Origin of the sequence: Ovoidimarina sediminis, assembly GCF_032586175.1 — a bacterium.
GTDB lineage: Bacteria > Pseudomonadota > Alphaproteobacteria > Rhodobacterales > Rhodobacteraceae > Ovoidimarina > Ovoidimarina sediminis.
Genome location: NZ_JAWHTE010000021.1, coordinates 21017 through 33916, shown reverse-complemented (window position 1 = coordinate 33916; position 12900 = coordinate 21017). Strand labels below are relative to the sequence as shown.

Genomic DNA, 12900 nt, shown 5'->3' with positions numbered 1-12900 from the left:
CTGGACACCGGCCGTGGCCCGTGTCAGCAGGCGGGCCATGGCGGAACCGCACAAACCCTTGGAACACACGCTTTTCGAAGACGCGATGGCCTTCGTGCTGGGCACCGCGATGTGCGCGCTCGGCGTCGTTTTCCTGACGCATCTGGGGCTTGTGACCGGGCAGACGGCGGGGCTTGGCGTTCTTCTGGCCTATGTGACGGGGCTGCCGTTCGGCGGGGTCTTTTTCCTCGTGAACCTGCCCTTCTACATCCTTGCATGGCTTCGGCTGGGGCCCCGTTTCACGGTGAAAAGCTTCATCGCCGTCGCGATGGTTTCGGTTTTCACCGAAGCCTTCGGGCGGCTTGTGGAACTGGGCCAGGTGAACACGCCCCTCGGCGCGGCACTGGCGGGCGGGATGATCGGACTGGGGTTGATCGTGATCTTCCGCCACGGCGCATCGCTGGGCGGGATCGGGGTGCTGGCCTTGTACCTGCAGGAGCGGATTGGGTTTCAGGCCGGGTGGACGCAGCTGATCTTCGACGTGGCCCTGTTCGCCGCGGCGCTTTTCGTGCTCGACCTGCCGCTGGTGATCTGGTCGCTGCTGGGGGCGGTGGTGGTGAACCTGATCATCGGGGTGAACCACCGGAAGGACAGGTATATCGGGCGATAGACGTGCCGGGCGCGCCGCGCCCCGCCGTTGAACATCCCTGTTGCCCCATGGGCCCGGGATCGGCATGAGGGGCAGGCCACCGACCCATGCGAGGCCCGCCATGCCCTACCTTTATCTCGTGATCGCCGTCGCCTTCGAGACGATCGGCACCTCCGCCCTGAAGGCGAGCTACGGGTTCACCAAGCTCGGGCCCTCGCTTCTGGTTGTCCTGGGATATGCGGTGTCGTTCTACTTCCTCGGCCTTTGCCTCAAGGTCATTCCCGTTGGCGTGGCATATGCGATGTGGTCGGGGCTTGGAATCATCCTGATCGCCGCGATCGGCTGGGTTCTGTTTGGCCAGAGGCTCGATGCCGCCGCGATCCTGGGCCTTGCACTGATCCTTGCCGGGATCCTCGTCATTCACCTCTTTTCCAAGACCACGGGTCACTGAGGCTGGTCTTTCCGGCCCGGGCGCGCTAGCTCCCCCGCGAGCAGCCCTTAAGAGTGCCCCATGGACCTTCGCAACATCGCCATCATCGCCCATGTCGACCATGGGAAAACCACGCTCGTCGACGAGCTTCTGCGCCAGTCGGGCGCCTTCCGCGAAGGCCAGGCCGTGGCCGAACGCGCGATGGATTCGAACGACCTGGAGCGGGAACGCGGGATCACGATTCTCGCCAAGTGCACCTCGGTCGAATGGAAGGGCACGCGGATCAACATCGTCGACACGCCGGGCCACGCCGATTTCGGCGGCGAGGTGGAGCGAATCCTGTCGATGGTCGACGGGGTGTGCCTTCTGGTCGATGCCGCCGAAGGGCCAATGCCGCAGACGAAATTCGTCACCTCGAAGGCGCTGGCCCTCGGCCTGCGCCCCATCGTCGTGCTGAACAAGGTGGACAAGCCCGATGCAGAGCCGGACCGGGCGCTGGATGAAGTGTTCGATCTGTTCGCCGCGCTTGACGCGAACGAGGATCAGCTCGATTTCCCGCATCTCTATGCGTCGGGGCGCTCGGGCTGGGCCGACGAGGATCTGGACGGGCCGCGGAAGGATCTGTCGGCGCTGTTCCGGCTGATCGTGAACCACGTGCCCCGCCCGCGCCAGCAGGGCCGTGTGGACGAGGATTTCACGATGCTCGCCACGACCCTGTCGGCCGACCCGTTTTTGGGCCGCATCCTGACGGGCCGGGTGGAAACCGGGCGGCTGAAGACCGGGGCGACGGTGAAGGCGCTGAGCCGGATGGGCCAGCCGATCGAGCAGTTCCGGGTGTCGAAGATCCAGGCGTTCCGCGGCCTCGGCCAGCAACCGATCGAGGAGGCCGTGGCGGGCGACATCGTTTCGATCTCGGGCATGTCGAAGGGCACGGTTTCGGACACGATCGCGGCCCTTGCCGTCGACGAGGCCCTGCCCGCGCAGCCGATCGACCCGCCCACGATCTCCGTCACCTTCGGGATCAACGACAGCCCGCTGGCGGGCCGCGACGGCAAGAAGGTGCAGAGCCGGGTGATCCGCGAGCGCCTGATGCGCGAGGCGGAACAGAACGTTGCGATCCGGGTAAGTGACACGCCGGGCGGCGAGGCCTTCGAGGTGGCGGGCCGCGGCGAATTGCAGATGGGCGTTCTGATCGAGAACATGCGGCGCGAGGGGTTCGAACTGTCGATTTCCCGCCCCGTGGTGCTGACCCGCGAGATCGACGGGGTGCGCCACGAGCCGATCGAGGAAGTGACGATCGATGTCGACGACGGCTATTCCGGCGCGGTGATCGAGAAGATCACTGGCCCCCGGCGCGGCGAGATGACGGAAATGCGGCCCGCGGGCGCGGGCAAGACGCGGATCGTGGCGCTGGTGCCATCGCGCGGGTTGATCGGCTATCACGGGGAATTCCTGACCGACACCCGCGGCACCGGGGTTCTGAACCGGGTGTTCCATGGCTGGGCGCCGTGGAAAGGCGCGATCCCCGGGCGGCGCGCGGGCGTTCTGATCTCGATGGAGCCCGGGCAGTCGGTGGCCTATGCGCTGTGGAACCTCGAAGAACGCGGGCGGCTGTTCATCGGGGCGCAGGAAGACGTCTATCAGGGGATGATCATCGGCGAGCATTCGCGGGACAACGACCTGGAGGTGAACCCGCTGAAGGGCAAGAAGCTGACGAATATCCGCGCATCGGGGAAGGACGATGCGGTGGTGCTGACGACGCCCACGCGGTTTTCGCTGGAAGAGGCCATCGCCTATATCAACGATGACGAGCTTGTGGAGGTGACGCCCTCTGCCATCCGGCTTCGGAAGCGGTATCTCGACCCCCATGAGCGGAAACGCCAGGCGCGGGCGGCGGAATAGGGGATCGACGCGGCCTGACGGCCGCGCCGACCATGTGGGGCGCTGCCCATCGCCATTGTCGATCGGACCAATCACGCTTGAAGGGCGGCCCCGGGATATTTCCGGCCGCATGAAGGCCACCGGGCCCGCCGGACATGTGGCGGTAACGGCCCGTTAACCACGTGGCTTCAGAGTGGACGCGAAGAAAAGCGGCGTTATGTATCAAGCGCACCAGATGCGTCACCGGCTCTCGCCCCCGGCACGGGGGATGAGGGGTGATTTGGGCTGCTTTAGCTTTGGGGCTCTATTTGGCCGAGACGGCGGTAGTTGAAGTTGCTTCCACTTGCTGGAATGAAATCGTTAGTGATCGGGTCATACCGAAATGCAGACATGATTTGATCTGTGACACCGAGAGGGCTGGTGTAGGTTACTCTGACATAAAAGAAGATGTGCCCAACCGCAGCGCCCTCAATGTAGACTTGTCGACTTCGGCTGATGAGGTGGGCGTCCTCTTCGGTGATCGCGCGTCGCATGAATTGACTAGCGGTTCTGGCGCGCTCCGCCGCAACAATCATCTCGAACGGGCTTTGTTCACCGGAAGAAAACTCGGGTGTACCGTCGAGATTGGGCAGGATGCGAACAGAAGCCTCAAGAGCCTTGATAATTGCTGGTGTCTTTCCGTGGTTTTGCACGTCGTAGCGCACGTCGAAGAACTCAAGATCAGGATTAATTACGCGGTTCGGGTAATCAGAAAACAGCGGAGCCATTGGCTGAACTTCACCAATGAAAAGGTGCGGACGCTCGGACATCAGAAAAGCCGATTGAGCTACGTCAGCGGTTCGCTTCGTCTCGCGCCACGTCCTTTGAAGCAAGATCAGACCGACGAGTGTAGCAAAAGCCGCAATGGTCGATGCGACGACCATCCAGAAGGCCCAAAACGCCATGTACCTTTGGGCATTAAGGTCGCGCTCGGAATCATGTTTTTCCCGCTGTCTGTCTGCTATTTCAGCCGCGCAAGCCGCCTGCTGAACGCCGACAAGATCACGGCATATTACCGCAATGCGTTCCTCGGCGCGTTTTGCATATTCGCTGGGATGATAGTCTTGATGTATGCTTCCTGGTCTTGGGTATTCTAGTGCATCCCAAGCCACCACACCGGCAAAAATCACCAGTAAAAAAAACTAGAACTACAAGCGGAGCTCGTTCGCCCCAATCGCGTTCAGGCATTGCAGGAGAAACGCGGCACTAAATTTGCCTCTGGATAACTTGTTGCGAATGTTGACTTCTTTCTCCCCGATCATGTCGGCAAGATGACTGTAAGTCACCCCCTTACGTTTCAACTCTGCTTTGAGCAGGTTTGCCGGAAGACTTGCCCATACATCAACCCACCATGGCGACCGTTCATGCATTCCCGGTGAAGGTGGCGGAGTACGTTGTCTATCGTTTTGTCCTGCATGGGCGCAGGATAGCAGGGTTAACGGGCTGTTAACTGGTGCGCTTGATACATAAGGCCGAAGAAAAGAGTTGAAATCTTCGCGTTTTGTTCTCATACCTCAAAACAAGAACAAGAGGCGAACATGTGCAGCATCGCCGCGCCCCCTGCCCCCTCTGGCATCCCGGGTGCGGCCATGGAATAAGGAACAGGACCTATGGCCACGGCAAGTATTCTCGAGATGAGCGACAAGCGCAGCGACGACCGTCAGAAGGCCCTCGATTCGGCATTGGCGCAGATCGAACGGCAATTCGGCAAAGGCTCGATCATGAAGCTGGGCGCCGGGAGCCCGATGCGCGAGATCGAGGCGACCTCGACCGGATCGCTGGGGCTTGATATCGCGCTTGGGATCGGCGGCTTGCCGAAGGGCCGGGTGATCGAGATCTATGGCCCGGAAAGCTCCGGCAAGACGACGCTGACGCTGCATTGCGTCGCCGAGGAGCAGAAGAAAGGCGGGGTTTGCGCCTTCGTCGATGCCGAACACGCGCTTGACCCGCAATATGCGAAGAAGCTTGGCGTCGACCTTGACGAACTTCTGATCTCGCAGCCCGACACGGGCGAACAGGCGCTGGAGATCACCGATACGCTGGTGCGGTCGGGCGCGGTGAGCCTTGTCGTCGTCGATTCGGTGGCGGCGCTGACGCCGCGGGCGGAACTCGAGGGCGATATGGGCGACGCGACCGTGGGCGCGCAGGCAAGGCTGATGAGCCAGGCGATGCGGAAGCTGACGGCCTCGATCAGCCGATCGAACTGCATGGTGATCTTCATCAACCAGATCCGGATGAAGATCGGTGTCATGTTCGGTTCGCCCGAGACGACCACGGGCGGCAATGCGCTGAAATTCTATTCCTCCGTCCGGCTGGACATCCGCCGGATCGGCGCGATCAAGGATCGCGACGAGGTGGTGGGCAACCAGACCCGGGTGAAGGTGGTAAAGAACAAGGTGGCGCCGCCGTTCAAGCAGGTCGAGTTCGACATCATGTATGGCGAGGGGATTTCGAAGACCGGCGAGCTTCTGGACCTTGGCGTGAAGGCTGGGGTGGTGGAGAAGTCGGGCGCCTGGTTCAGCTATGGCGACGAACGGATCGGCCAGGGGCGGGAGAACGCCAAGGGATATCTGAAGGAGAACCCGAAGATCGCGCTGGAAATCGAGGACAAGATCCGGGCCGCGCACGGGCTGGATTTCGACATGCCCGAGAGTGAGGCGGAAGCGGACGGGGAAGACGACGCGCTCGTCGACCTTTGAGCCGGTTCGGGGGGCTCTGCCCCCCGCCGCCCGGAGCCCGGGCGGCTCCCCCCGGGATATTTTCGGCCACATGAAGGGAGGGCGCGGCGGTTGGCCGGGCCCTTTTTTCCTTCTGAGGGGGCCGCCACGCGCGGCAAGAGCGCTCTGTCTTGAGGTGACTGCCCTGGCCGGCGGGTGGCGAAACGGCCCCGGTGCCGTGCCAGGGGGCCATGGGAAAGGCATGGGAGCTTGCGGAAGGTGCAGCGCAGCAGGTGCCCTGTTTTCGCCGGCGGATTTCTGTCCGGGGCGGGATGTTACCTACGAGCACATCGTGATGTGGGGCGATTTCCGGCCGACGGGCGGCGAAAAGGCACCGGCACTGTGCCAGGGGGCCGCGGGAGAGGTATGGGAGTTTACCAGACCGTGCGGCAACGCAGGCGGTACATCTTCGTGGGCGATATCCTGTTCGGGGGGACGTTACGCGCGAACACATCGTTGCGCGAGGCGATTGCCGGTTGGCGGGGGTCGAAGGGGCTGTGCCCCCCGCCGGGATACTTTCGGCCACGAGAAGGGAGGGCGCGGCGGTTGGCCGGGCCCTTTTTTCCTTCTGAGGGAGCCGCCAACCGCGGCCACAGCGCTTTGTCCTGAGGTGACTGCCCTGGCCGACGGGCGGCGAAAGGGCCCCGGTGCCGTGCCAGGGGGCCATGGGAGAGGCGCGGGAGCTTGCGGGACGAGGCGGCGCGGCAGGCGGCAGGTGTGCGCGGGAGAGCCACGGGCGCTCGCGTGACGGTCCGGCGCCGAAGGCGGCATGTTTTCGCAGGCGCGAGTCCGGTATTTGGCCTCGTGCGGGCGAGTCGACCCGAGGGGCACGGCGCCGCCCGCGTCTTTTCAGGTGACAGGCCGGCACGTCGCGCGCGATGATCGGATGAAGCGGGGAGGACGGCGATGGATAGTGTGACAGAGGCAGCGATCCGCGAGACGGTTGCCACATATGTGATGGGAATGACCTTTGGGGATGCCGGGCAATTGCGCGCGGCCTTTCACCCCCGCGGCGTGTCGGCAGGGCATTTCGGCGGCGCGCTGGAATGGATGGGCGTCGAGGCCTTCGCGGAGGACTGTGCCGCCCATGCGCTTCCCGCGGGCGCGGAGGTGCCGGCCTGGGAGATCGAGATGATCCGGACATCGGGCGATACCGCGGTGGTGATCGTCACGAATGTCTGGGCGGGCGAGAAATTTCGCGACACGCTGACCCTGCTTGAGGAAGACGGGCGCTGGCGGATCGTCTTCAAGTGTTTTCACCACCTGGCGTGATCCTGCCGTGTTGAGGGGGGCGGCGATCCACCCGATCGGGCCCATCCCCCGTGGACACCCCCGGGGCAGAGGGCTAAATGGGCGGAACGCCTGACAGCAGCCGAAGCGAAGCCCGCGCCCATGCCCAGCCTGAACGACATCCGCTCCACCTTCCTCGACTATTTCGCGAAGAACGATCACGAGGTCGTCGCATCATCGCCGCTCGTGCCGCGGAACGACCCGACGCTCATGTTCGTCAATTCGGGCATGGTGCAGTTCAAGAACCTCTTCACCGGGCTCGAGCATCGCGACTATACCCGCGCGACGACGAGCCAGAAATGCGTGCGCGCCGGCGGGAAGCACAATGACCTCGACAATGTGGGCTATACCGCGCGGCACCATACCTTCTTTGAAATGCTGGGGAATTTCAGCTTCGGCGACTATTTCAAGGAGGATGCCATTCCCTATGCCTGGGAGCTTCTGACCAAGGGCTTCGACATCGACCCCAAGCGCATGCTGGTCACGATCTATCACACCGACGACGAGGCGGCGGAGATCTGGAAGAAGACCGGCGTGCCGGAGGACCGGATCATCCGGATCGCGACCTCGGACAATTTCTGGCAGATGGGGCCGACGGGGCCCTGCGGGCCGTGCACCGAGATCTTCTATGACCACGGCGAGCATATTCCGGGCGGCCCGCCGGGCAGCCCCGACGAGGATGGCGACCGGTTCATCGAGATCTGGAACATCGTCTTCATGCAGAACGAGCAGTTCGAGGACGGCTCGATGAAAGCGCTCGACATGCAGTCGATCGATACGGGCATGGGGCTCGAGCGGATCGGGGCGCTTCTGCAGGGCAAGCACGACAATTACGACACCGACCTGATGCGGGCGCTGATCGAGGCCTCGGCACATGCGACATCCTCCGATCCGGACGGGCCGGGGAACGTGCATCACCGGGTAATCGCGGATCACCTGCGTTCAACCTCCTTCCTGATCGCGGACGGGGTGATGCCCTCGAACGAGGGGCGCGGTTACGTGTTGCGCCGGATCATGCGGCGGGCGATGCGGCATGGGGCGCTGCTTGGCGCGCAGGATCCGCTGATGCACCGGCTGGTGCCCGCGCTCGTCGGCCAGATGGGGCAGGCCTACCCCGAGCTTGGCCGGGCGCAGGCGCTGATCGAGGAAACCCTGCGGCTTGAGGAAACACGGTTCCGCCAGACGCTGGACCGGGGGCTGACGCTTCTGGACGAGGCGCTGGCCGGCCTGCCTGACGGCGCGGAACTGCCGGGCGAAGAGGCGTTCAAGCTGTACGACACTTATGGGTTTCCGCTGGACCTGACGCAGGATGCCTTGCGGGAGAAGGGCCGGAGCGTGGATGTCGCGGGCTTCGACGCCGCGATGGAAGCGCAGAAGGCCAAGGCACGCGCCGCCTGGGCGGGATCGGGCGAGGCCGCGGATGCGGGCCACTGGTTCGATATCGCCGAGCGGACGGGCGCAACCGAGTTTCTGGGTTATGACACGGAGGTCGCCGAGGGCCAGATCGTGGCGATCGTGCAGGATGGCGCGCCGGTCGAGCGGTTCGAGGGCCCCGGCGAGGCCTGGATCGTGCTGAACCAGACCCCGTTCTACGGCGAGGCCGGCGGCCAGGTGGGCGACACCGGCCACATGACGAACCTGGAAAACCGCGATGTCGTGGGGGCCGTGGCCGATACCAAGCGGTTCGCGGGCGGCGCGGTGTTCGGGCATCTGACGCGGCTTGAGAGCGGCGCGCTGGCGGTGGGCGGATCGGTGCATCTGACGGTCGATCACGCGCGGCGCGGGCAGATCCGGGCGAACCATTCGGCGACGCACCTTCTGCACGAGGCGCTGCGGCAGGCCCTGGGCAGTCACGTGGCGCAGCGCGGATCGTTGAACGCGCCCGACCGCCTGCGGTTCGATTTCAGCCATTCGAAGGCGCTTTCGCTTGAGGAATTGGCGCGCGTCGAGGCCGAGGTGAACGCCTATATCCGGCAGAACGCACCGGTGGAGACGCGGATCATGACGCCCGACGAGGCGCGCGGCATCGGGGCGCAGGCGCTTTTCGGCGAGAAATACGGCGACGAGGTTCGGGTCGTGTCGATGGGCCGGGCCGAGACCGGAAAGGGTGTCGACGGGGCGACCTATTCGATCGAGCTTTGCGGCGGCACCCATGTGACGCGCACTGGCGATATCGGCACCTTCGTGACGCTGGGCGACAGCGCGTCGTCGGCGGGTGTGCGGCGGATCGAGGCGCTGACGGGCGATGCCGCGTTCCAGTACCTAGCGGGGCAGGATCACCGGCTGGCGGAGGCCGCGCTGACGCTGAAGGCGCAGCCCCAGGAGGTGCCGGAGCGGATTCGCGCGCTTCTGGACGAGCGGAAGGCGCTGATGGCCGAGGTGGCGGAGCTGCGGCGCAAGGTGGCGATGGGCGGTGGCGGCGATGGCGGGGCCGAGGCGCGCGATGTGGGCGGCGTGGCCTTCGTCGCGCAGACGCTGAGCGGCGTTTCGGGGCGGGATCTGCCGTCGCTTATCGACGCGCACAAGGCGCGGCTTGGCACGGGCGCCGTGCTTCTGATCGCCGAAGCCGATGGCAAGGCGGCGGTGGCCGCGGGCGTGACCGACGACCTGACCGGCACGGTCTCGGCCGTCGATCTGGTGCGGGCGGCCGTGGAGGCGCTGGGCGGCAAGGGCGGCGGCGGCCGGCCCGACCTGGCGCAGGGTGGCGCCAAGGATGCCGAGAAGGCCGATGCCGCGATCGCGGCCGTTGAAACACTGTTGGGAGAGCTGTCATGAGCGCACTCTGGATCGCCCATGTCGACGTGCATGACGCGGAGGCCTATGGGAAATACGCCGCGATCGCGACCGAGGCGATCGCCGCCCATGGGGGCGTCTTCATTGCCCGGGGTGGCGCCTACGTCCAGCTTGAGGGGCCCGACCGGCCGCGGAACGTGGTGGCGCGGTTTCCCTCGGTCGAGGATGCGGTGGCCTGCTACAATTCGGAGCGCTACCAGGAGGCGCTTCAGTTCGCGAAGGGCGCCGCCACGCGGGAGCTTGTGGTGGTTGAAGAGGCGCCTGCCTGACGGGCCTTGCCGAGATGATGGCCCGGACCGCGCGGGAGGGCCGGGTTGCGTGGATCGGGCTTCGGCCCGGCCGGCGCGAGCCGGTGCGCGAGGTTCAGGAGGCCGAGATCACCCCGGAGGGCCCTGAGGGCGATCACGGGCGGGCCGGGAAGCGGGCGCTGACACTTCTTCAGGCCGAGCATCTGGGAGTTCTGGCCGCGCTTCTGGGGCGCGAGGCGGTGGCGCCGGCGCTTTTGCGGCGCAACCTTCTGGTGTCGGGGCTGAACCTTCTGGGCTTTCGAAAGGCGCGGCTGCGGGTGGGCCCCGTGCTGATCGAGGTCACCGGCCCCTGCCCGCCCTGTTCCCGGATGGAAGAGGCGCTGGGCCACGGGGGCTATACCGCGATGCGGGGGCATGGCGGGGTCTATGCCGAGATTCTGGAGCCGGGCCGGATCGCGATCGGCGACGTGGTGCGCCCCGAGCGGGGCTGAGCCGCGCTCAGTGGATCTGGGCCTGCACCGTTTCGGTCAGTTGCGACAGCGAGAAGGGTTTCGGCAGGAACACCGATTGAGGGATGCGGGCTTGGCCTTCGGCAAAGCTTTCCTCGGCATAGCCCGAGACGAAAACAACGCGCGTGTCGGGGCGGTCGCGCAGGGCCTCGGACACCCATGTGGGGCCGTCCATGCCGGGCATGATCACATCGGTGACGAAGACATCGACATCCAGCGTGGCGTCGCGCAGCTGTTCGAGCGCCTCTTCCGCGTTCGCCGCCTCGATCACCGTGTAGCCGCGCAGGCGCAGCGCGCGGCTTGCGAAGGCGCGTACCGGCGCCTCGTCTTCGACCAGAAGGATAACGCCATGGCCGTGGCGTTCCTTCGACCGGGTGCGCGGCGCCTCGGCCTGTGCCGTGGCCTCTTCCGGGGCGGGCGGGTCCTGCGCTGGGAAGTAGATCGTGAACGCGGTGCCCGAGCCCGGTTCGCTGTCAGCGAAGATGAAGCCGCCGGTCTGTTTGACGATCCCGTAGACCGTGGAGAGGCCGAGCCCCGTGCCCTCGCCCGCGCGTTTCGTCGTGAAGAAGGGTTCGAACACCTTCTGCAGGCTGTCGGCATCGATCCCGGTGCCGTGATCGACCACGCGGATCATCACGTATTCCCCCGGGGGCACGACCGCACGGTCGCGCGTGAGTTCGGTGGCGAGCGTGGTGGCGCGGGTTTCCACCTCGATCGTGCCACCGTCGGGCATCGCGTCGCGCGCATTCACCACGAGGTTCATCATCACCTGCTCGAACTGGCGCTTGTCGGCGCGCACCTGCTTGGCGTCGGGATCGTGGGTGAAGGTGAGGGCGATCTTCTCCCCCACGAGGCGGTTCAGGAGATGGGCGAGATCGCCCATGGTTTCGCGCAGATCGATGTGTTCGGGGCGAAGGTTCTGTTTCCGCGAGAAGGCCAGAAGCTGCCCCACGAGGCTTGCCGCGCGGTTGGCGTTCTGGTGGATCTGGGAAAGATCGGCATAGTCCGGATCGCCCGGATCGCGGCGCAAGAGCAAGAGATCGCAATGGCCGCTGATCGCGGTGAGCAGGTTGTTGAAATCATGCGCCACGCCGCCCGCGAGCTGGCCGATGGCCTGCATCTTCTGGGATTGCACGAACTGCGCCTCGAGCGTCTTGAGTTCGGTCGCGTCGTTCAGAACGGCGATGACCGCGCCCTGCCCGTTTTCTTCGAACCCCGTGAGCGTGACCTGGATATAGGTATCCTGCGGAACGCGGGCCGCGCGGAGGAATTCGGGCCGCCCGCTGCCGCGCCCGTCGGCGGCCTCTGCCACCCAGTCGGCGAGCGGGCGCCCGAGGCCCTCGACAAGGCTGCCGAACCCCGTTTCCTCGCCCGGCTGGACGCGCAGAAGCTCTTTCGCCATGCGGTTGGCCATCAGCACGACGCCCGAGCGCGCGAGCTTCAGGATCGGGACGGGCAGCGCATCGATCATGTCCCAGTTCACCGGGCCGGTATCGACCGTGACCGGCAGGAGGTAGAGTTCGCGCCGCCCGGCAGGCCCCTGCACCTCGATCACCGTGACATGGCGCACGCCGGTTTCCGTGGACACGCGATGCACGTCGCCGGGCCGGAGCGGCAGATCGGCGATGATCCTGTCGAGCGTCTTGGGCCGCCCGCCGACGAGGCGGCGCAGCGCCTCGTTCACATGCAGGACCGCGCCCGATTTCGCGACGGTGAGCATCGGCAGGCTGACGCCATCTGCCCCGCCCGATGCCCCGGTGCGCGCGGCGAATTCGTCCAGCCGCCACAGAAGCCGGTTATCGCCGAGATCCCAGGCCGAGAGGCGGACCATGCCGTTCCTGACACTCAGATCCTCCTGCGCGGCGCCGGTGGCCGTGGCACGCCCGCTGACGCGCTGGATGACCGCGCCGGGGGAGGCGAGGATCCCGCCGAATACACTGGCGAGGGACGCGCCGGGGCGCGCGCCGAAGCGTGCGGTGGCCGCATCGTTCTGGTAGGTTATGCAGGCGTCTTCATTCGTGGTGAAACAGGGCGAGGCGTCGCGCGCCGTGACGCGTGCGATGGCACGGGCATCCGTCGTCGCGACACGTTGGCGATAGGCGGACAGCGCGAAGATCAGCCCGCTGGCCGCGACAAGGCTGATTCCCCCGGCGAGTGTGACCGTTGACAGGAGCGGATCGCCGATGGCGCTGGTGAGCCCGATCAGAACCGCGCCCAGCAGAACAAGGTGCACCGGGCCTGAGCGGCGGGTCGCGGGGGGAATGTGCCCGAGCGCCGATGGCCCTGCTTTCATCATCGGCTGGACCGGATCACGCACACCCATCCCCTTTAGTCTTCGTCTCGTTCAGTCCTCTATCGGGTACTA

General features: G+C 65.6%; 11 protein-coding genes. 8 read left to right on the top strand and 3 right to left on the bottom strand.

The window, feature by feature from the left end; translation table 11 throughout:
* Window positions 1-37: 37 nt before the first annotated feature.
* The 3 genes from RXV90_RS19570 to typA all read left to right on the top strand — a co-directional run bounded on the left by RXV90_RS19570 (window position 38) and on the right by typA (window position 2960).
* Window positions 38-649, top strand: coding sequence for a YitT family protein (locus tag RXV90_RS19570; RefSeq protein WP_316650868.1), 612 nt, complete (start codon window positions 38-40; stop codon window positions 647-649).
* 100 nt (window positions 650-749) lie between these two features.
* On the top strand, window positions 750-1079 hold the full coding sequence (locus RXV90_RS19565; protein ID WP_316650866.1) for a DMT family transporter: 330 nt from the start codon (window positions 750-752) through the stop codon (window positions 1077-1079).
* Window positions 1080-1139: 60 nt separating this feature from the next.
* The gene (gene typA, locus RXV90_RS19560; protein ID WP_316650864.1) at window positions 1140-2960 is read left to right on the top strand and encodes a translational GTPase TypA; all 1821 of its coding nucleotides are present in this window, start codon (window positions 1140-1142) and stop codon (window positions 2958-2960) included.
* Window positions 2961-3229: 269 nt separating this feature from the next.
* Here typA and RXV90_RS19555 read toward each other — a convergent pair whose 3' ends face one another.
* Together RXV90_RS19555 and RXV90_RS19550 are read right to left on the bottom strand one after the other, a co-directional pair.
* The gene (locus RXV90_RS19555) at window positions 3230-4108 is read right to left on the bottom strand and encodes a hypothetical protein (RefSeq protein WP_316650863.1); all 879 of its coding nucleotides are present in this window, start codon (window positions 4106-4108) and stop codon (window positions 3230-3232) included.
* Between the two features lie 18 nt (window positions 4109-4126).
* Window positions 4127-4348, bottom strand: a complete 222-nt coding sequence (locus RXV90_RS19550) for a DUF6471 domain-containing protein (protein ID WP_316650859.1) — start codon at window positions 4346-4348, stop codon at window positions 4127-4129.
* A 240-nt stretch (window positions 4349-4588) separates the two neighbouring features.
* Here RXV90_RS19550 and recA point away from each other — a divergent pair, with 240 nt between their 5' ends.
* From recA to RXV90_RS19525, 5 genes are all read left to right on the top strand, one after another.
* Window positions 4589-5677, top strand: coding sequence for a recombinase RecA (gene recA, locus RXV90_RS19545; protein ID WP_316650857.1), 1089 nt, complete (start codon window positions 4589-4591; stop codon window positions 5675-5677).
* A gap of 924 nt (window positions 5678-6601) precedes the next feature.
* A complete protein-coding gene (locus RXV90_RS19540) occupies window positions 6602-6967 on the top strand; it encodes a nuclear transport factor 2 family protein (RefSeq protein ID WP_316650855.1) in 366 nt (121 codons plus the stop codon).
* Window positions 6968-7087: 120 nt separating this feature from the next.
* The gene (gene alaS / locus RXV90_RS19535) at window positions 7088-9760 is read left to right on the top strand and encodes an alanine--tRNA ligase (RefSeq protein ID WP_316650853.1); all 2673 of its coding nucleotides are present in this window, start codon (window positions 7088-7090) and stop codon (window positions 9758-9760) included.
* The gene (locus RXV90_RS19530) at window positions 9757-10047 is read left to right on the top strand and encodes a DUF1330 domain-containing protein (protein ID WP_316650851.1); all 291 of its coding nucleotides are present in this window, start codon (window positions 9757-9759) and stop codon (window positions 10045-10047) included. Before alaS ends, RXV90_RS19530 begins: the two co-directional genes overlap by 4 nt.
* Before the next feature lie 14 nt (window positions 10048-10061).
* Complete coding sequence (locus RXV90_RS19525) at window positions 10062-10517, top strand: MOSC domain-containing protein (protein ID WP_316650849.1); 456 nt, start codon at window positions 10062-10064, stop codon at window positions 10515-10517.
* Window positions 10518-10524: 7 nt separating this feature from the next.
* Here the strand turns inward: RXV90_RS19525 and RXV90_RS19520 are convergent, their stop codons facing one another.
* Entirely contained in the window at window positions 10525-12828 is a 2304-nt protein-coding gene (locus RXV90_RS19520; protein ID WP_410482388.1) for a hybrid sensor histidine kinase/response regulator, read from the bottom strand.
* Window positions 12829-12900: the final 72 nt, after the last annotated feature.

Excerpts from the sequence above, each read along its gene's own strand:
- RXV90_RS19570 (WP_316650868.1), top strand. The coding sequence starts at position 38 with ATGGCGGAACCGCACAAACCCTTGGAACACACGCTTTTCGAAGACGCG.
- RXV90_RS19565 (WP_316650866.1), top strand. The coding sequence starts at position 750 with ATGCCCTACCTTTATCTCGTGATCGCCGTCGCCTTCGAGACGATCGGC.
- typA (WP_316650864.1), top strand. The coding sequence starts at position 1,140 with ATGGACCTTCGCAACATCGCCATCATCGCCCATGTCGACCATGGGAAA.
- RXV90_RS19550 (WP_316650859.1), bottom strand. The coding sequence starts at position 4,348 with ATGCATGAACGGTCGCCATGGTGGGTTGATGTATGGGCAAGTCTTCCG.
- recA (WP_316650857.1), top strand. The coding sequence starts at position 4,589 with ATGGCCACGGCAAGTATTCTCGAGATGAGCGACAAGCGCAGCGACGAC.
- RXV90_RS19540 (WP_316650855.1), top strand. The coding sequence starts at position 6,602 with ATGGATAGTGTGACAGAGGCAGCGATCCGCGAGACGGTTGCCACATAT.
- alaS (WP_316650853.1), top strand. The coding sequence starts at position 7,088 with ATGCCCAGCCTGAACGACATCCGCTCCACCTTCCTCGACTATTTCGCG.
- RXV90_RS19530 (WP_316650851.1), top strand. The coding sequence starts at position 9,757 with ATGAGCGCACTCTGGATCGCCCATGTCGACGTGCATGACGCGGAGGCC.
- RXV90_RS19525 (WP_316650849.1), top strand. The coding sequence starts at position 10,062 with ATGATGGCCCGGACCGCGCGGGAGGGCCGGGTTGCGTGGATCGGGCTT.
- RXV90_RS19520 (WP_410482388.1), bottom strand. The coding sequence starts at position 12,828 with ATGAAAGCAGGGCCATCGGCGCTCGGGCACATTCCCCCCGCGACCCGC.